Genomic DNA, 17,366 nt, shown 5'->3' on the forward strand with positions numbered 1-17,366 from the left:
CGCTACGCCGCATATTCGGGATATATCAAGAGGATGCGGGAAGATGACTGCCTAGGCTGGGCCCATGAACAAGTCGGAGGAGGCCTACGCCCGCCTGACGCAGAAGATCGAGACCGGGGAGCTGCCACCGGGCGCCGTCCTCAGCGAGGCGGCCCTCATCGACGCCGCCGAGACGGGGCGCACACCCCTGCGCGAGGCAGTGCAGCGCCTCATCCGAGACCACTGGCTCCTGGCCGGTGGGGGACGTGGCCTGCAGATCCCGGCGATCTCCGTGGACGACCAGCTGGAGAGGCTGGAGGTGCGGCGGTCGCTCGAGGCGCTGGCCGTGGGACTGGCCTGCGCGCGGGCGGACGAGGAGCAGCTGGCCGTCGTCGCGGATCACGTGCGGCACCTGCGCACGGTGGAGGACCTGCCGGCGTACGTCGCCGCCGTCGGGCGCTCGCACGAACTCCTGCGCACGATCGCGAAGAACCGCTATCTCGCCGATTCCCTGGTCCCGCTCCAGGGGCTCTGCCGCCGGTTCTGGCTCGCGACCACGAAGGGTCTGCCCGACGAGGTCGAACGCGGCCGGGCGTTCTACGTCCCGGCGCTGGAGGCCGTGACCCGGAGGGACTCGGCCGGAGCCCGGGCCGGGGTGCTGGCCCTGCACGACTTCCTGGCACGCTCGGCGCTGGACTACGCCGCCCGACGCGCGGCCCACGGCAGCGCCGAGCCCCCCGCCCCGTGGGCGGAGGGACGCTGAGGCGCGCGGCCCTCCGCGCCTGAACGGACCCCCGCCCGCCTCAGGCCAGCAGCGAGGCGTCCGTCCGGTGACGGCTGACGATCGTGTGGATCAGCCGGGCCGCGGCCTTCGCCGTGCGGCCGTCCACGTCCAGGGCCGGGTTGAGCTCCACGACGTCGGCCAGGGCCAGCTTCCCGGACTGGGTGGCCTCCACCGTGCACGCGTGGATCACCTCGTACGGCACGCCGAAGCCGGCCGGTGCGCTCACCCCCGGGGCGACGGCGGCCGGCAGCACATCCAGGTCGATCGTCAGGTAGAGCACGTCCACGGCGTTGATGAACGAGCGCACCCAGCGGCGCACGCCGGTGACGTCGGCGGTCTGGGCCTGCTCGTCGGTCACCCACGTGACCCCGCGTTCGCGCGCGGTGTCGAACAGGGCGCGGGTGTTGTTGGCCTCGCTGATGCCCACCACTGCGTAGGAGAGCTGATGCTCCGCCCCCTCGGCGTCGCGCAGCGCCTGCAGGAACGGAGTGCCGGAGCTGGGCCGCGGCGCCTCGCGCAGGTCGAAGTGCGCGTCCAGGTTGAGGATGCCCACGCGGGTGTCCGCACCCACGCGCGTGGAGCCGGTCAGGCCCGTGATCGAGGCGTAGGCGGTCTCGTGCCCGCCGCCGAGCACCACGGCCAGGTCGTGGGCGTTCAGCAGCCCGCTGACCACCGTGCCCAGCTCGGCCTGGCCCGCCTCGAGCTCGCCCGGGGCGTCGTCGTCGCCGCGGTCCACGGACACGTCGCCCGCGTCCACGAGCGCGCCCGTGCCCTCGAGGTACGCGAGCGAGGCGAGAGCGCCGCGCAGCGCCTCCGGGCCGTCCTCGGCGCCCACGCGGCCGTGGTTGCGGCGCACGCCCTCGTCCGAGGCGAAGCCGACGAGCGCCGTGGACCGCGCGCCCGACGTCGGCGCGCCGGCGCCGGGGTGGCGCTGCGTCGCCGTGGGCTCACCGCGGCCGTCGGCGGGGCGGACGACCTGGTGCCAGCGCAGGTGCTCGGGGGCGTCGCCGTCGGTGCGGCCGGTCCAGGCGGGGGAGAGGGAGGTGGTGGGGAGCTCGGAGGTCATGGGCCCATCCCACGCCATCGACGGGCGGGTGCGCAACGAGGGCCGGACGATGCCCGACATGGGGCGTCGTCCGCCTAGCGGTCCAGTTCCTGGCGCCGTGAGCTGATCACGCCGGTGACGAAGCCGGCGAGGTTGAGTCCGCCGTGGAAGCGGGCGTGCTCGATCTTCACGCAGCGATCCATCACGATCTCCAGGCCCGCGGCCTCGGCCTGACGCGCGGCGTCCTCGTTCCAGATGCCCAGCTGCAGCCACACGGTCCGGGCGCCCACGCGGGCGGCGTCCGCCACCACCTCGGGGGCGTCGGAGGACTTGCGGAACACCTCCACGAGGTCCGGGGTGACGGGCAGGTCGTCCAGTGAGGCGTACACGCGGTGGCCGAGGATCTCCTTGCCGGCCGCGGCGAGCACGGGATTCACGAAGTAGACGTCGTACGTGGTCGAGCTCAGCAGGTACGTGGCCACGAAGTAGGACGCACGGGCCGGCTTGTCCGAGGCGCCCACGATCGCGATCGAGCGGGTGCGCCGCAGGATCGCGAGGCGCTCGGGGGCGCCGGGGCCGATCCAGGTCCGTTCGGGGTGGGTGGTGCTCATGGCTCAGGCCTCCTGCTCTGCGGGGACGACGGCGCCGTCACGGGTGCGGCCGGTGGCCTCGGTCAGGGCCTGGTCCAGGTCCCAGAGGATGTCCTCGACGTCCTCGATGCCCACCGAGATGCGGATCAGGTCCGCCGGAATGCCCGCGGCCACGAGCTGATCGGCGGTGAGCTGCTGATGGGTCGTCGTGGCGGGGTGCAGCACCAGCGTCTTCGCGTCGCCGATGTTGGCCAGGTGGGAGGCCAGCTGCAGCGCGGAGATGAAGCGCGACGCCGTCGCGCGCCCGGCCTCCGGGCCGGAGGCGCCGTCGTCGGTGTCCGCGGCCGCCGGGGCCACGCCGAAGCTGAACACCGAGCCGACGCCCCGGGGCAGCAGCTGCTGCGCGCGGGCGTGGTGCGGATGGTCGGGCAGCCCCGCGTAGCGGACCCAGGAGACGCGCGGGTCCTCGTCCAGCCACTGCGCCACGGCCTGCGCGTTGGCCAGGTGGGCGTCCATGCGCGGGGCCAGCGTCTCGACGCCGAGCAGCAGCTGGAACGCCGACTGCGGGGCCAGCGACGGGCCGAAGTCGCGCAGCTGCTCCGAGCGGAGCTTGGTGAGGAAGCCGTACTCGCCGAAGTTGCCCCACCAGGAGACGCCGCCGTACGAGGGCACGGGCTCGGTCATGGACGGGAACTTGCCGTTGTCCCACGGGAAGCGGCCGGACTCCACCACGACGCCGCCGAGCGTGGTGCCCTGCCCGCCGAGGAACTTCGTGGCCGAATGGATGACGATGTCCGCGCCGTGCTCGATCGGCCGGATCAGGTAGGGCGGGGTGAGGGTCGCGTCCACGACGAGCGGGACGCCGTGGCGGTGGGCGACGTCGGCCAGGCCGGGCAGGTCCACGACGTCACCGGAGGGGTTGGCGACGATCTCCGTGTAGACCGCCTTGGTGTTGGGCTGGAGGGCGGCCTCGAAGTCCGCGGCCTCGGCGGAGTCCACGAACGTGGTCTCGACGCCGAACCGGCGCAGGGAGACGTCCAGCTGGGTGATCGTGCCGCCGTAGAGCTTCGAGGACGCCACGATGTGGTCGCCGGCCCCCGCGAGGGCCGCGAAGGTGACGAACTCGGCGGCCATGCCGGACGCCGTCGCGACGGCCCCGATCCCGCCCTCCAGCGTGGCGACCCGCTCCTCGAACGCGGCGACCGTGGGATTGCCGATCCGCGAGTAGATGTTGCCGTACTTCTGCAGCGCGAAGAGGTTGGCGGCGTCCTCGGCGGACTCGAACACGAAGGAGCTGGTCTGGTGGATCGGCACCGCGCGGGAGCCGTGGACGGCGTCCGGGACGGCGCCCGCGTGCAGCGCCTGGGTGCGGAAGCCGAACTCGTGGTCAGCCACGGGGGTCCTTTCGATGGAGGCTTCGGGACAGTCCGTCCCATTGTCCCGGGCGAGGTGCGCCGGGGGCAGGGTGGGCACGTCGCAGAGCGTCACGCGGGGCCGGCCGGTGGCATGCAACGCGGGTTGAGTTATCACCGGTTACGCGGGCCTGGACCCGTGACAAGTGAACCCGCGTTGGCGTGGACCCGTGACACCTCAACCCGCGTCGGGACGGGCGGGGGCGGGTCAGCGCGCGTGGGCGAGCCGATGCCGGACCAGCCCCACGATCCGCCCGAACCCCGCGCGCTGGTCCTCCCAGGTGCAGCGCAGGGTCGTCCATCCCCGCTCGAGGCAGTACGCGTCCCGACGGGCGTCCCTCGCCTGTTGCTGAGCCGTGCGGTGGCCGGCGCCGTCGTACTGGAGGGCCAGGCGAACCGCCCGGTACCCGAGGTCCACGACAGGCGAGGCCGGGTCGGCCGGGTCGACGGCGACCTGCAGCTCCGGCTCCGGCAGCCCGGCCCGGATCAGCGCGAGCCGGAGGAAGGTCTCGGGCGGGGAGTCGGCCCCGACGCGCACCTCCGCCAGCGCGGCACGTGCGAGACGGACGCCCGGTCGGCCTCGGCAGCGGGCGAGCACCTCCGACAGCTCGGGCACGGTGGCCTCGGGATCCGCCCGGCCCGTCGGCGTCCACGGCGGACGCACCAGGTGGTCGCCGGCCGCGATGAGCCAGTCCACCTCGTGGGGGCGGAGCATCCCGGCGAGGTCGAACCAGGTGCGCGCCGCCGTCGTGACGCGCTGGCCGTCGGGAAGGTCGAGCACGTGGTCGGAGGGCAACCGCACCCGGTGGCTGACGACGCCGCCCAGGTCGGTCCGGTGCGTGCGCGCGGACCGGTCGAAGGTCAGGTGCAGTCCGGCCGGCCGCGCGAGGCGGGGCGGCAGCGGCAGTCCGTGCCAGAGGGCGGCAGAGACGTGGGAGACCACCCCGCCCGTGAGGCGGACCAGCGCGGCCGCGCCGTCCGGGGCGCACGGGTCGGGGACGCCCGCGGTGTGCACGCCGCGGCAGATCCGGGCGAGGTCTGCCGCGAGGGTCCGGCGCCACGGCAGGCCGGCGGCCTGCAGCTCGGCCGTCGTGAAGGCGCCCGCGGCGAGGGTGGGCGGCAGGGGCGTGCGCGCGGTCATGGGGCGAGCCTGCCGCCCCCGGACCCTGCGACGGGCCGAACCGACGCGCCCTGGGGAGGGTCGCCGTCGTCGTGGTGGCTGTGCAGGAGCGGCCGGCCCGCCGGACACGGTGGCCCCGGCACAACGCCGGTTGAGTTATCACGGGTGCAAGCCGCCTGGACCCGTGATAACTCAACCCGCGTTGCGGGGAGCGGCCGGCCCGTCAGTCAGGGCGTGCGGTCGACCGGCACCAGCTCCACGTCCTCGAGCCGACCGCCCCGCACCACCGCCCGCATGAGGGTGCACACCGGCTGTCGTCGCCGGTCCGTGCAGGAGCCGGGGTTGAGCAGCCGAAGCCCCGGGTTCGCGGTGTCCGGCCCGGCCACGGTGTCCCACGGGATGTGGCTGTGCCCGAAGACCAGCACGTCCGCGTCCGGGAGCGCCGCGGCCATGCGGCGCTCGCGGCCGGCCGCCGGGCCCGTCTCGTGGACCATCGCGATCCGCACCCCGCCGAGCTCCACGCGCGCCACCTCGGGCAGCCGCGCCCGCAGCCGAGGCCCGTCGTTGTTGCCCCACACGCCCACCAGCCGGGCGGCCCGCGCGTCGAGGTCGTCGAGCACGTCCTCGGCCACCCAGTCGCCGGCGTGGAGCACGACGTCGGCCCGCGCCACCTCGGCCCGCACCTGCGCGGGCAGGGCGCGGGCGCGCCGCGGGATGTGGGTGTCCGCGATCAGGAGCAGGCGGACGGCGACGTCGTCGGGCACGGTCCGCCTCACCGTGCCGCGAACGCGCCGAGCCAGATCGCCAGCGGCAGGCCGACGATGAACACGGCCACGAATCCGCGCACCAGCCACCGGCCCACCGGGGTGGCGAGGTTGACCGTCACGCCCACGCCGTAGCCGGCGCGCTTGGCGGGGAAGACGGCCGGGTCCTTCGGGTCGCGCTTGAGCCCCAGGGGCGTCCACACCTCGTCCTCGGCGAGCTCCGCGGCCGTGGGTCGGTACCCGAGCTCCGCCGCGACGCGGTCCGACCAGCGCGTCCACCGCTGCGTTCCGGTCCGCAGTGCCGGGAAGACACCCACCATGAGCACGGTCAGCGTGAGCGGCAGGAGCCACCACGGCATCGTCCAGGCGCCGGCGGCCAGCACCTCGACCGTCGACGGGACCAGCACCAGGACCATGAGCACGCACAGCCAGCCGAGGCCCTCCTGGACCCCGCGGTGCACCCCCGCCTGGCGCACGCGCCGCCACGGGGACAGCCCCGGATCCGTGGGGACGAGGGCGGTGACCATCGCGGAGACCAACGCCAGGAACCCCGTCATGCCGAGGCCGATCAGCGGCCCCGTCGCCACCGTGCCGAACGAGGCGTCCTCCCACGCATCGGGCCGCCCGTCGACGCCCCAGTGCGTGGGCACCCGCACCGGCAGGCCCGGCAGGGCGACGAGGGCCCACCCCAGCAGCGCCAGGCACAGGGCGGCCGCGAGCAGGAACGGCAGCCACGGACGCAGCCGGCCACGGCGCAGGGCGGCGCGCTCGACGGCGGGGACGTCGTCGGGGGCGGGACGGGACGGGTGGGGCATCGACCCAGGCTAGCCGCGGCCCCCGCCCGCCGCACCCGGTGACCGGCCCGTCCAGACGGCGGCCGCGCACGCCGCGATCACCAGCAGCATCCCCGCCAGGTCCAGCGGGGTGAGCTCCTGCCCGCGCACGGCCCAGGCCGTCAACGCCGCCGCGATCGGCGACAGGCACGTCAGCAGGGAGAACAGGGCGGTCGGCATGCGGCGCAGCACCTGCAGGTCGATCCCGTACGGCACCGCCGTGGACAGCAGCGCCACGGCCAGCCCCACGCCCAGCACCACGGGAGAGAGCAGAGCCGCCCCCGCCGTCGCGACGCCGACCGGCAGCGCCACGAGGGACCCGGCCGCCGTCGCCAGGGCCAGCCCCTGCACCCCCGGCAGATGGGTCCCCGCGCGCCGGGAGAGCAGGATGTACCCCGCCCAGCACGCCGCCGCGGCCAGCGCGAGCGCCACCCCCACCGGGTCCAGTCCCGCCCCGCCGATCCCGCCGCCCGCGCTGAACCCCTCCCGGCCGAGCACCCCGATCCCGGCGAGCGCGAGGGCCGCCCACGCCGCCGACCGCCACGACGGCCGCGCCGCCACGGACAGCGCCAGCGGCCCGAGCACCTCGAACGTCACGGCCACGCCCTGCGGGATCCGCACGAACGCCTCGTAGATGGTCAGGTTCATGCCGGTCATGGCCGCCCCCAGCCCGACGACGGCGGCCCACCCCCGGGGGCCCAGGCCGGCGAGGGCGGCGCGGCTCGGCCGGGTGACGAGCAGCAGCACGGCCGCGGAGAACACCACGCGCAGGGCGACCATGGCCGACGCGCCGACGTCGTCGAACAGCAGGCCCGCCACGGACGCGCCGAGCTGCTGGCTCACCAGCGAGAGCAGGACGAGCAGGACGAGACGCACGCCCACAGCCTAGGGGCGCGCCGCGCCACCCCGGCCCCGGCCGGCGCGGGACCGCTGCTGCCGGAGGACCACCGGGGGCCCGGTTCCGCTGACCCCGAGGCCGCGGAAAACATCACGCTGACGTGCGCTAATCCGCCGCCTCGTGGGAGAGTGGGGGACGCGCGTCCGCGCAGACCCCGCCCCGACCCCAGGAGGCCCGCATGGCCCGGCCCCAGACCGTCCTCACCGTGGTGGCCGCCCGCCGGCTCACCCCGCACCTCGTGCGCCTGACCCTCGGCGGCGAGCAGTTCGACGCCGTCCACGCCCGCTGGGTGGAGAAGGGCGCCACGGACCAGTACGTGAAGCTGCTCTTCGCCGACCCCGCGCTCGGCCTCGAGCCCCCGTACGACCTGGACGCCCTCCGCGAGCGTCTCGCCCCGGAGCAGCTGCCGGTCCGCCGCACCTACACGGTGCGTCGCATGGACGCGGCCGCCCGCACCATGGACGTCGACTTCGTGGTCCACGGCGCGGACGACGACGGCGGCACGCCCGGGCACGACGGCGGCCTGGCCGGGACGTGGGCGGCGTCGGAGCCGGTGGGGCAGCAGGTCGCGTTCCTGGGTCCCGGCGGCGCCTACCGTCCCGACGCCACGGCCGACTGGCACCTGCTCGCCGGCGATGAGGCCGCCCTGCCGGCGATCGCCGCCGCCCTCGAGGACCTGGCCGCCACGGACGCCGCGGCAGCCGGCGTCGCGCTGATCGAGGTGACCGACGCCCGGGACGAGGTGCCCTTGACCGCGCCGGCCGGCGTCGAGGTGCGCTGGCTGCACCGCGGCGGCCCCTTCACCCCGGAGACGACGCGGTTCGCCGCCGCCGTCGAGGACGCGGCGTGGCGGGACGGACGGGTGCACGCGTTCGTGCACGGCGAGCGGGAGCAGGTCAAGCGCGTCCGGGCGTACCTCACGGACGTGCGCGGTGTGGACCGGCGGCAGCTGTCGGTGAGCGCGTACTGGGCCTACGGCCGCGCCGAGGACGTGTTCCAGGCGGAGAAGCAGACCCCGGCGGGACAGATCTTCGAGGACGGCACCACCGGCGGCTGACCTGCACAGGGTCGGCACAGGAGAAGTTCTGGCGTCCGTCAGGGCGCGACGGGCCAGGGGTGGCGTGAGAGGGTCGACGGGACATCGTCCGGCGGTCCCCGGCCGCCGGCACGTCCGCACCTCTGTGAAGGAGTCCCCATGAAGACGCCCGCACGCCTCGCCGTCGGCATGCTCGCCGCCTCCGGTCTGCTGCTCACCGGCTGCGCCTCCGACCCGACGCTGGACGAGAGCTGGCCCGAGGTCCGCCAGAAGGTCGTGGATGCCGAGAGCCTGCGCCTGAGGATGGAGGGCACCGCCGCCGACAAGGAGGAGGACAAGGACGACGCGTCGGCCTCGGCGTCGCCCTCCGCCTCCCTGGGCACGGACGCCATCCAGTCCGCGAACGTGGACCTCGCCGGCGCCACCGACGACTCCCACCTCAAGGGCACCATGAACATGGACATGGGGGCGGCCACCATGGCCATCGAGGTCCTGCGCCGGGACGCCGACGTGTTCTTCAAGCTCCAGGCCGACGGTGACGACCTGCCCCAGGAGATGGGCATGTTCTCCACCCTCGTGGGCGACCGCTGGATCAAGACGAGCGCCGATCAGGCCGCGCAGATGGACATCTCACTGGAGGAGATCATGTCCGACCTCGAGGAGGACATGCCCGCCGCGGACGCCTTCGACGGCAAGGACCTGAAGGCCGAGGAGGTGGAGCTCGAGGGCAGGAAGTACCTCAAGTACGCGCTGCCCGAGGAGCACCACGAGTTCGGCCGGACGATGCTGATCGACCCGGAGAGCACGACCCTCTACCGTCTCGAGGACGTGAACTCGGAGGACGAGGACGTGGACGCGAACGCCACCTTCACCGAGTGGAACGCGGTCGAGGCGCCCGAGGCCCCCGCCTCGGAGGACGTCTTCGACCTGGCCGAGCTGCAGGAGCTGGCCGGCTGACCCGCTGCGCGATCCAGGTGGGCCGGCGGGCCGCCACGGCATGATGTCCTCATGGACCGCACCGCCCCCACCCCGCCCGCGAACGCCCTCGCCCCGGACCTGCCGGAGGACATCGCCCGGGAGGCGATCGCCTTCCGCCGCCTCCTCCACGGGCATCCGGAGCTGGACCTGCACCTGCCCCGCACCCAGGCCGCCGTCCTCGAGCGGCTCGAGGCCCTGCGCGCTGAGGCGGGGGAGGATGCCGCCACCGGCCGCCCCGCGCTGGAGACGGGCGTGGGCCGGGCGCTGAGTTCCGTCGTCGTGGTGCTGCGCGGCGGGGCCCCGCTGCCGGAGGGGGCCCGGCGGCCGGTCGTGCTGCTGCGGGGGGACATGGACGCCCTGCCCGTCACGGAGGAGACCGGGCTGGAGTACGCCCCCTCCGTGCCGGGCACCATGCACGCCTGCGGCCACGACCTGCACACCGCCGGCCTCTACGGCGCGCTGGCCTGGCTGGTGCGCCGTCGCGGGGAGCTCACCGCCGACGTGGTGGCCATGTTCCAGCCCGGGGAGGAGACCGGCGGCGGCGCCCTGCACATGATCCAGGAGGGACTGCTGGAGGCGGCCGGGCGGCCGGTGGACGCCGCCTACGCGATCCATGTCTCCTCGGGCACGTACCCGCGCGGCGTCCTGCTCAGCCGCCCGGGGGCGATCCAGGCCGGCTGCGACGACCTGGTGGTGACGGTGCACGGTCGAGGCGGGCACGGCTCCGTGCCGCACCTCGCCCAGGATCCGGTACCCGTGGCCGCCGAGATGGTGCTGGCGCTGCAGTCCGTGATCACCCGGCAGTTCGACGCCTTCGACCCGGTGGTCGCGACCGTCGGGCACCTGAGCGCGGGCACGGCGGCCAACATCATCCCGGACAGCGCCACCCTCGCCCTCACCCTGCGGACCTTCTCCGCGCCCGCCCGAGCCCGGCTGCGCGCGGCCGTGGAGCGCATGGTGCACGGGATCGCCGCGGCGCACGGCATGAGCGCACAGGTCCGGACGGACTGCGCGTTCCCGGTGACGGCCAACGACGCGGACGCGGTGGCCTTCGTCCGCCGGACCGTGGAGGACCTCTACGGGGCCGACGCCTACCGGGAGCTGCCCGAGCCCGAGCCCGGCAGCGAGGACTTCTCCGAGGTCCTCCAGCGCGTGCCCGGCGCCTACGTCCTGCTCGGGGCGGTCCCGGAGGGCGTGGACCCGGACGAGGCCCCGGTCAACCACTCTCCGCAGGCCGTGTTCGACGACGCCGTGGTGCCGCGGGCCGCTCAGGTGCTGGCCGAGCTGGCGCTGCGGACGGCACCGGTGCCGGCGTCCTGAGCGCGGCGGCCGGCCCGGAGCACCTCGGCGATCTGCCCGACGCACGGCTCGTTCTGCAGGCTCGTGGTGTCCCCGAGCGCGGTGCCCTGGTGCAGCTGCGTCAGCAGCCGCCGCATGATCTTGCCCGAGCGGGTCTTGGGCACGTCGGGGACGAAGACCACCTCGGCGGGCTTGGCCACCGGCCCGATCACCCGTCCCACGTGCTGCCGCAGCTCCTCGGCGCGGTCGGCGGCGGAGGCGCCGGGGCCGTCGTCGCCGGCCAGCCAGCTCTCGTGCGCCACGACGAAGGCGACGGCGGCGTGCCCGGTGGTCTCGTGCGGCACGGGGCACACCCCCGCCTCGATCACCTCCGGGTGCGCCACGAGGGCGGACTCGATCTCGATGGTGCTCAGGCGGTGTCCGGAGATGTTGATGACGTCGTCCACGCGCCCGAGGATCCAGACGTCGCCGTCCTCGTCCCGCTTGGCGCCGTCGCCGGCGAGGAACCAGCCCGCCTCGCCCTGGTCCGCGTAGTCCTCCCAGTACGAGTGGAAGTAGCGGGCCGGGTTCCGCCACACGGTCCGGGCCATCGACGGCGAGGTGCGGGTGACCACGATCCGGCCCTGCAGGCCCTCGGGCGTGGGGGCGCCGTCGTCGTCGACCACGGCCACGTCCACCCCCGGCAGGGGCCGGGAGCCGCAGCCCGGCTTGAAGGCCGTGTCCGTGGGGCGCGGGGAGAGCACGGTGGCGCCCGTCTCGGACTGCCACCACGTGTCCACCATCGGCAGGTCCGGGGTGTCCCGGCCGATCTGGGTCCGCGCCCACGTCCAGGCCTCCGGGTTCACGGCCTCGCCCACGGTGCCGATCAGGCGGATCGAGGACAGGTCCGGGCCGCCGTCCGCGTGCGCCGGGATCCCGTCCGGATGCCAGCCCTTGAGCGAGCGGATCAGGGTGGGCGCCGTGTAGTAGCTCGTCACCCGGTAGCGCTCGATCACCTCGAAGTGCCGGCCCGGGTGCGGGGCGTTCGGCACGCCCTCGTAGATCACCTGCGTGACCCCGTTCGAGAGCGGACCGTAGATCTCGTAGGTGTGCGCGGTGACCCAGGCCAGGTCCGCGGTGCACCAGTGGACGTCGTCGTCGCGCCGTGCCGGGTCCGGGTGGGAGAACAGGAAGTCGTGCGTCCAGGAGGCCGCCGCGAGGTACCCGCCCGAGGTGTGCACGAGCCCCTTGGGCTGTCCCGTGGTGCCGGAGGTGTACATGATGAACAGCGGGTGCTCCGCGTCGAAGGCGCGCGGGGTGTGGGTGTCCGGCTGGCGGTCCACGACGTCGTGCCACCACAGGTCCCGGCCCTCGGTCCACGGGATGTCCCGGTGGCCCGTGCGGTCCAGGACGAGGACGTGCTCGATCGCGTTGTCCCCGGACACGGCCTCGTCCGCGTTGGCCTTCACGGGGACGGCGGTGCCGCGGCGGAACTGGCCGTCGGTGGTGACGAGCAGCTTGGCGCCCGTGTCCTCGACGCGGAACCGCAGCGCCTCCGCCGAGAACCCGCCGAACACGAGTGAGTGCACGGCGCCGATCCGCGCGCACGCCAGCGTGATGACGATCGTCTCCACGAGCACGGGCAGGTACACGACGACGCGGTCGCCCGCCTCGATGCCCAGCTCCTCGAGGGCGTTCGCGGCCCGGGCGACCTCTCGCTGCAACTGTGCGTAGGTGACGGCGCGGCGGTCGCCGGGCTCGCCCTCGAAGTACAGGGCGACCTTCTCCCCGCGCCCCGCCGCCACGTGCCGGTCCACGCAGTTCACGGCCACGTTCAGGGTGCCGTCCTCGTACCAGCGGATCTCCGGGCCGCGCTCGGCGGCCGGGTCCGGGGCGGTGAGGGAGCGCGTCCGGGTGAAGGGCCGCTCCCAGCTCAGACGTCGGCCGGCCGCCTCCCAGAACGCGAGCCGGTCCGCCTCGGCCACCGGGCGGCCGTCGCCGCGCCCGCCGTGCAGCCGGTCCGCCGGGCGGCCGGGATGGACGTCCGGGTCGGCGGCGTCGACGAGCGCCTGCGGGAGGGGGCCGGGCAGCGTCGCGAGGGCCGCGGCGGGCACGCCGTCGTTCGGTCCGCGGACGGCCCCGGAGGCGCCCTCCTCGGCCGGGTCGGGGTGGGCGGGGTCCTCGGTGAGCGTCATGGGCGGCGGTCCTCCTGGTCGGCGGGTCCGACCAGGCTAGGGACGCCGACGACGGCGCCGCGCCCGCCGGCGTCACCGGCGGTCATGCTCGGCCCGCCAGACCCCCGCGGGCGCCCGGCGCGGGCCACGGCGACGGCGGCCGGTGTGGACCCCGTCCCACGGCCGGGGCGTCCCGGCCCCCTGGCCGCCCGCGCGTGTCAGAGTAGGTCCATGACCACCTACGCCACCCTCGCCGCCCGGTACGCCGACGCCTTCGACTCCGTCGCCCACGGCGAGCGGGCCCGCGAGGCGGGTCGGCACCTGCCGTTCGCCGCGCTCGGGGAGCTGCAGGCCGCCGGGTTCGGGAAGGTCGGCGTCCCCGTGGACGCGGGCGGCGAGGGCGGCGGCAGCGAGACCGTGCTGCGCCTGCTCATGGACCTGGCCGCCCGGGACGTGAACACCGCGCACGTCTGGCGCTCCCACCTCGTGTTCATCGCCACGGCCATGGACCAGACGCCCGCCCGCCGGGACCGGTGGCTGCGGCACATCGTCGCGGGGGACTGGGCCGGCTCCGCCCTGGCCGAACGCACCGGCGGGGCCGCGCCGGGCCGCGCCGCCACCCTGGCCAGCCGGGACGAGGGCGGCACCTGGGTCGTGCGGGGGCAGAAGTACTACGCGACCGGCTCGGCCTTCGCCACGTGGACCGCCGCGACCGTGGGCATCGAGGGGGCGGACCTCGTCTCGCGCCGGAACTCGAAGCGGGCCGGGGGCGCGGTCCGCGAGCCGGACCGGGCCGTCGCCGTCGTGCGCGTGCGTCAGCCGCGCGTGGGCATCAAGGACGACTGGGACGGGTTCGGCCAGCGCCTGACCGCCACCGGGTCCGTGGTGCTCGACGACGCCGCGGCCGAGGAGCTGCTCGAGGTGCCGCGGCAGGACGGGCCGGTGCCCGTGCTCATGGAGGCGACCCTGCTGGCGCTGCAGGCCGGGATCGGTCGGGCGGCGCTCACGGAGGGCACGCAGCTGCTGCGGAAGCGGCGCCGCACCTTCAACACCGGCACGGCCGCGCTGCCCAAGGACGACCCGCAGCTCCTCGAGATCATGGGGCAGCTGGCCGGGCGGCAGGCCGCGGCCGAGCTGATGGTGCGCGAGGTCGGGCGTCTGCTCGACGAGGTCGAGGACGGCGCCGACGGGGCCGGCCCGGCGGAGGCCGACGTCGTGGCGGCGTCCGCCGAGGCGATGGCCGCCGCGTACCGGGCTCAGGCCGTGGTGCCGGAGGCCGTCCTCGAGGTGTGCACCCGCATCTTCGACACGCTCGGCGCGTCGGCGACGTCGGCCACGCTGCGGCTCGACCGGCACTGGCGCAACGCCCGCACCCTCGCCACCCACGACCCGGCGGCGTTCAAGGTGCGCATGGCCGGCGACTGGCTCGTGAACGGCACCCCGCCGACCGCGTACACGTCGGCCGGCGAGGTCCCCGAGGAGGACTGACCGCCCTGCCTCAGCAACGCGGGTTGAGTTGTCGCGGGTACAGACGCTCTCGACCCGCGATAACTCAACCCGCGTTTCGCCGGAGGTGCCGGGCTCAGGCCCAGCGGCGCAGGGCCCGGCGCTCCAGCAGACCGAGCAGCCAGTCGGTGAGCTTGCCCAGCACGGCGAGCAGGATGATCGCCAGGATCAGGCGGTCCGTGCGTCCGTTGTTCTGCGAGTCGGTGAGCAGGAAGCCCAGGCCCATCGAGGAGGCGATCAGCTCCGCGGCCACGAGGAACAGCCAGGCCTGGGCCAGGGCCAGCCGCAGTCCGGAGAACACGGCCGGCACCACGGCGGGCAGCTGCACCGTCCGCAGCAGGGACAGCCCGTGGTAGCCGAAGGCCCGTCCGGCCTCCACGAGGTGCGGGTCCACATGGCGCAGGGCCCCGTAGACGGTGGTGAACACCGGGAAGAACGCGCCGATCGCGATGAGGGTGACCTTGGACTCCTCGCCGATCTGCATCCAGAGGATCAGCAGCGGCACCCAGGCCAGCGAGGGCACCGCGCGCAGCGCCCCGATCAGCGGGGCGAACAGGGCGTCCGCCCACCGGGACAGCCCGAGCGCGGACCCCACGGCCAGCCCGAGCGCGGCGCCGAGCAGGAAGCCCAGCAGCACGCGCTGGGTGGAGATGCCCACGTGCAGCCACAGGTCGCCCCGCTCCAGCAGGTTGACGCCGGCGCTCAGCACCGCGCCGGGGGAGGGCAGCTGCACCGCGGAGAGCAGGCCGGCGGCCGTCACCGCCCACCACAGCACCAGGAGGACAGCGGGCGCGGCCAGGCCCACCACCGCCCGGGCGCCGGGCCGGTCCAGCACCCGGGGCCGCTGCCGTCGGCGCGCCCCCGTCCCCCCGTCGTCGTGACCCGACCGCTCGCGTGCCTCGGGGTCCGTCGTCGCGGCGGGGGTGGTCGGGGCGGTGCTCATCGGATGGCCTCCTCGGCGAAACGGGTGTCCAGGATGCTCGCCAGCGCGGCGTCCACCTGGTGCTGGTAGTCGACGGACCCGGTGTCGACCAGGATCCGGCCGACCCCCGTCAGGGCGTCGAGCAGCTCCTGGCCCGGCACGGGGCTGACGTCCGCGTTGGTGCGTTCGAGGATCACGGTGCGGGCGACGTCGGGAGAGATCTTCGCGGCCTCGGCCAGGATCCCGATGGTCTCGTCCGGGTGCTCGAGCGCCCAGGCGCGGGCGCGTTCGTACGTGTCCAGGACGGTCTGGGCGGTCTCCGGGTCCTCCTCGAGGAAGGACTCCGTGGCGTTGAGGACGGAGAACGTGTTCAGGGCGAGATCGCGGTACAGGAAGCGGGCGCCCTCGGCCTCGGCCTTCGCCATGATGGGGTCGAGCCCGGACCACGCGGCCACCGAACCGCCGGCGAGGGCGGCGCGGCCGTCGGCGTGCTGCAGGTTCTGGATCTCGACGTCGGCCGGGTCCACCCCGGCGGCCTCGAGCGCCTGCACGGCGAAGAAGTAGGGATCCGTCCCGCGCGTGGCGGCCACCGTGCGGCCCGCGAGCTGGGCGACGTCCGTGATGTCCGAGCCGGGCGGGACCATGAGCGCGGACCACTCCGGTCGCGAGGCGATGCCCACGATGCGCGTGGGGGCCCCGTTGGCCCGGTTCAGCAGCGCGGCGGAACCGGCCGTCGAGCCGATGTCCACGGAGTTCGAGCGCAGGAGCTCGTTGGCCTTGTTGGAACCGGCGGAGAACACCCAGTTCACCCGGACGCCGCGGGGCGCGAGCGTCTCCTCCAGCCATCCCTGGTGGCGGATCACGAGGGAGAGCGGGTTGTAGGTGGCGTAGTCGATGCTCAGCGTGTCCCGGTCGTTCACCGGGCCGGCCCCCGCCTCACCCTGCAGGACACATCCGCTCAGGCCCAGGGGCAGGGACGCGGCCAGCAGGCCGAGCGCCGTGCGACGGGTCAGGCGTGTGGAGCCGGCGCCGCTCATCGGGCGTGGCTCTCGACGCCGAGGCCCTCGAGGAGCTCGGAGCGCAGCCGGGCCAGGCGGGTGTCTGCGCGGTCGCGGGGGCGGGCCCCCGGCACGTCCACGATCCGCCCCACGGTCGCTCCGGGGCGGGCCACGCCGTCGAGTACCGGGACGTCACGGGAGAGCAGCAGCACGCGGTCGGCGAGCTGCAGGGCCTCCTCCACGTCATGGGTGATGAGCAGGACGGTGGTGCCGGTGGCGGCGTGCACGTCCAGCAGCAGGTCCTGCATCTTCAGACGGGTCAGGGCGTCGAGGGCGCCGAAGGGCTCATCGAGCAGCAGCACGCCGGGGCGGCGCGCCAGGGCGCGGGCGAGCGAGGCCCGCTGGGCCATGCCGCCGGAGACCTCCCGGGGGCGGTGCTCCGCGAAGGGCGCGAGGCCCACGAGCTCGAGCAGCTCCTGCACGCGGTCCCGGCCCGCGGCGCGGTCCAGCCCCCGGGGCAGGCCGAGCTCCACGTTGCGGCGCAGGGTGCGCCAGGGCAGCAGGCGCGGCTCCTGGAAGCCGACGGCGGTGCGCTCGTCGTAGGGGCGCACGGGCGAGCCGTCGATCAGCAGCTCCCCGTCGAAGTCCGGGTCCAGGCCGGCCACGGCGCGCAGCAGCGTGGACTTGCCGCAGCCGGAGGCGCCGAGCACGGCGAGCACCTCGCCGGGCGCCACGGTCAGGTCCACGTCGCGCAGGACGACGCGTGGCCCGTCCGCGGTGGGGAACGTGCGCCCGACGCCCCGGAAGACGACGTCGAGGCTGTGGCGGTCCTCGTCCCGGACCGGGGTGGAGGCGGTGGCACGGGAAGGCGCGTGCACGCTCATGGAGGGCTCCCATCGTCGCTTCGTCGTCGGTGTCGGCGCCGGACGGATGCGGATGCCAGCAGACCACCGCGGGCCCGGTCGGCTGCGAGTCTGCCCCGCCGCCGGCGCCGGAGGGCCGCACGGGCGTCACACCGGGGGCGCCGGGGCCAGCGCCGAGCCAGACGT

16 protein-coding genes are annotated in these 17,366 nt (G+C 75.0%); 5 read left to right on the top strand and 11 right to left on the bottom strand.

The annotated features are described in order from the left end of the window. Positions 1-64: 64 nt before the first annotated feature. Positions 65-742 carry a GntR family transcriptional regulator gene (locus AC3RKA_RS00945; protein ID WP_222958845.1) on the top strand — a complete coding sequence of 226 codons (678 nt, stop codon included), beginning with the start codon at positions 65-67 and terminating at the stop codon, positions 740-742. Between the two features lie 40 nt (positions 743-782). Here AC3RKA_RS00945 and hutG read toward each other — a convergent pair whose 3' ends face one another. The 7 genes from hutG to AC3RKA_RS00980 form a co-directional block, all read right to left on the bottom strand. Continuing rightward, on the bottom strand, positions 783-1,829 hold the full coding sequence (hutG, locus tag AC3RKA_RS00950) for a formimidoylglutamase (RefSeq protein WP_489727337.1): 1,047 nt from the start codon (positions 1,827-1,829) through the stop codon (positions 783-785). A gap of 74 nt (positions 1,830-1,903) precedes the next feature. After that, complete coding sequence (locus tag AC3RKA_RS00955; RefSeq protein ID WP_049158295.1) at positions 1,904-2,419, bottom strand: CoA-binding protein; 516 nt, start codon at positions 2,417-2,419, stop codon at positions 1,904-1,906. 3 nt (positions 2,420-2,422) lie between these two features. Beyond that, positions 2,423-3,793, bottom strand: coding sequence for an O-acetylhomoserine aminocarboxypropyltransferase/cysteine synthase family protein (locus AC3RKA_RS00960; RefSeq protein WP_489727338.1), 1,371 nt, complete (start codon positions 3,791-3,793; stop codon positions 2,423-2,425). Positions 3,794-4,018: 225 nt separating this feature from the next. Continuing rightward, the gene (locus AC3RKA_RS00965; RefSeq protein ID WP_489727339.1) at positions 4,019-4,951 is read right to left on the bottom strand and encodes a hypothetical protein; all 933 of its coding nucleotides are present in this window, start codon (positions 4,949-4,951) and stop codon (positions 4,019-4,021) included. 206 nt (positions 4,952-5,157) lie between these two features. Next, on the bottom strand, positions 5,158-5,694 hold the full coding sequence (locus AC3RKA_RS00970; protein ID WP_489727340.1) for a metallophosphoesterase family protein: 537 nt from the start codon (positions 5,692-5,694) through the stop codon (positions 5,158-5,160). A gap of 8 nt (positions 5,695-5,702) precedes the next feature. Continuing rightward, positions 5,703-6,509: a DUF1648 domain-containing protein gene (locus AC3RKA_RS00975; protein WP_489727341.1), complete on the bottom strand. Its 807-nt coding sequence runs from the start codon at positions 6,507-6,509 to the stop codon at positions 5,703-5,705. Between the two features lie 9 nt (positions 6,510-6,518). Next, positions 6,519-7,403: an EamA family transporter gene (locus tag AC3RKA_RS00980; RefSeq protein ID WP_489727342.1), complete on the bottom strand. Its 885-nt coding sequence runs from the start codon at positions 7,401-7,403 to the stop codon at positions 6,519-6,521. 200 nt (positions 7,404-7,603) lie between these two features. On the opposite strand from AC3RKA_RS00980, the gene AC3RKA_RS00985 reads away from it, so the two are divergent. The 3 genes from AC3RKA_RS00985 (at position 7,604) to AC3RKA_RS00995 (ending at position 10,759) form a co-directional block, all read left to right on the top strand. Beyond that, on the top strand, positions 7,604-8,482 hold the full coding sequence (locus AC3RKA_RS00985; RefSeq protein WP_136940441.1) for a siderophore-interacting protein: 879 nt from the start codon (positions 7,604-7,606) through the stop codon (positions 8,480-8,482). A 138-nt stretch (positions 8,483-8,620) separates the two neighbouring features. Then, positions 8,621-9,418 (top strand): hypothetical protein, encoded by a 798-nt coding sequence (locus tag AC3RKA_RS00990; RefSeq protein ID WP_387101107.1) that lies wholly within the window; start codon positions 8,621-8,623, stop codon positions 9,416-9,418. 51 nt (positions 9,419-9,469) lie between these two features. Then, the gene (locus AC3RKA_RS00995) at positions 9,470-10,759 is read left to right on the top strand and encodes a M20 metallopeptidase family protein (RefSeq protein ID WP_489727343.1); all 1,290 of its coding nucleotides are present in this window, start codon (positions 9,470-9,472) and stop codon (positions 10,757-10,759) included. Here AC3RKA_RS00995 and acs read toward each other — a convergent pair. Further along, complete coding sequence (gene acs, locus AC3RKA_RS01000) at positions 10,708-12,912, bottom strand: acetate--CoA ligase (RefSeq protein WP_489727344.1); 2,205 nt, start codon at positions 12,910-12,912, stop codon at positions 10,708-10,710. The two genes, AC3RKA_RS00995 and acs, sit on opposite strands and share 52 nt — an antisense overlap. Before the next feature lie 210 nt (positions 12,913-13,122). Between acs and AC3RKA_RS01005 the strand changes: the two genes are divergently transcribed. After that, complete coding sequence (locus tag AC3RKA_RS01005; RefSeq protein WP_489727345.1) at positions 13,123-14,379, top strand: acyl-CoA dehydrogenase family protein; 1,257 nt, start codon at positions 13,123-13,125, stop codon at positions 14,377-14,379. A 94-nt stretch (positions 14,380-14,473) separates the two neighbouring features. Here AC3RKA_RS01005 and AC3RKA_RS01010 read toward each other — a convergent pair whose 3' ends face one another. From AC3RKA_RS01010 to AC3RKA_RS01020, 3 genes are read right to left on the bottom strand one after another with little or no spacing between them, the layout of a single operon-like run. Further along, positions 14,474-15,340: an ABC transporter permease gene (locus AC3RKA_RS01010; RefSeq protein WP_065572844.1), complete on the bottom strand. Its 867-nt coding sequence runs from the start codon at positions 15,338-15,340 to the stop codon at positions 14,474-14,476. After that, complete coding sequence (locus AC3RKA_RS01015; protein WP_065572845.1) at positions 15,337-16,356, bottom strand: aliphatic sulfonate ABC transporter substrate-binding protein; 1,020 nt, start codon at positions 16,354-16,356, stop codon at positions 15,337-15,339. The genes AC3RKA_RS01010 and AC3RKA_RS01015 overlap by 4 nt, the downstream gene beginning before the upstream one ends. After that, entirely contained in the window at positions 16,353-17,201 is an 849-nt protein-coding gene (locus tag AC3RKA_RS01020; protein WP_489727346.1) for an ABC transporter ATP-binding protein, read from the bottom strand. The genes AC3RKA_RS01015 and AC3RKA_RS01020 overlap by 4 nt, the downstream gene beginning before the upstream one ends. Positions 17,202-17,366: the final 165 nt, after the last annotated feature.

This window comes from Micrococcus sp. iso_229, from assembly GCF_058072725.1.

What these genes read in the sequence shown, in the direction of transcription:
- AC3RKA_RS00945 (WP_222958845.1), top strand. Translation starts at nt 65, where the DNA reads ATGAACAAGTCGGAGGAGGCCTACGCCCGCCTGACGCAGAAGATCGAG.
- hutG (WP_489727337.1), bottom strand. Translation starts at nt 1,829, where the DNA reads ATGACCTCCGAGCTCCCCACCACCTCCCTCTCCCCCGCCTGGACCGGC.
- AC3RKA_RS00955 (WP_049158295.1), bottom strand. Translation starts at nt 2,419, where the DNA reads ATGAGCACCACCCACCCCGAACGGACCTGGATCGGCCCCGGCGCCCCC.
- AC3RKA_RS00965 (WP_489727339.1), bottom strand. Translation starts at nt 4,951, where the DNA reads ATGACCGCGCGCACGCCCCTGCCGCCCACCCTCGCCGCGGGCGCCTTC.
- AC3RKA_RS00975 (WP_489727341.1), bottom strand. Translation starts at nt 6,509, where the DNA reads ATGCCCCACCCGTCCCGTCCCGCCCCCGACGACGTCCCCGCCGTCGAG.
- AC3RKA_RS00985 (WP_136940441.1), top strand. Translation starts at nt 7,604, where the DNA reads ATGGCCCGGCCCCAGACCGTCCTCACCGTGGTGGCCGCCCGCCGGCTC.
- AC3RKA_RS00990 (WP_387101107.1), top strand. Translation starts at nt 8,621, where the DNA reads ATGAAGACGCCCGCACGCCTCGCCGTCGGCATGCTCGCCGCCTCCGGT.
- AC3RKA_RS00995 (WP_489727343.1), top strand. Translation starts at nt 9,470, where the DNA reads ATGGACCGCACCGCCCCCACCCCGCCCGCGAACGCCCTCGCCCCGGAC.
- acs (WP_489727344.1), bottom strand. Translation starts at nt 12,912, where the DNA reads ATGACGCTCACCGAGGACCCCGCCCACCCCGACCCGGCCGAGGAGGGC.
- AC3RKA_RS01005 (WP_489727345.1), top strand. Translation starts at nt 13,123, where the DNA reads ATGACCACCTACGCCACCCTCGCCGCCCGGTACGCCGACGCCTTCGAC.
- AC3RKA_RS01010 (WP_065572844.1), bottom strand. Translation starts at nt 15,340, where the DNA reads ATGAGCACCGCCCCGACCACCCCCGCCGCGACGACGGACCCCGAGGCA.
- AC3RKA_RS01015 (WP_065572845.1), bottom strand. Translation starts at nt 16,356, where the DNA reads ATGAGCGGCGCCGGCTCCACACGCCTGACCCGTCGCACGGCGCTCGGC.
- AC3RKA_RS01020 (WP_489727346.1), bottom strand. Translation starts at nt 17,201, where the DNA reads ATGAGCGTGCACGCGCCTTCCCGTGCCACCGCCTCCACCCCGGTCCGG.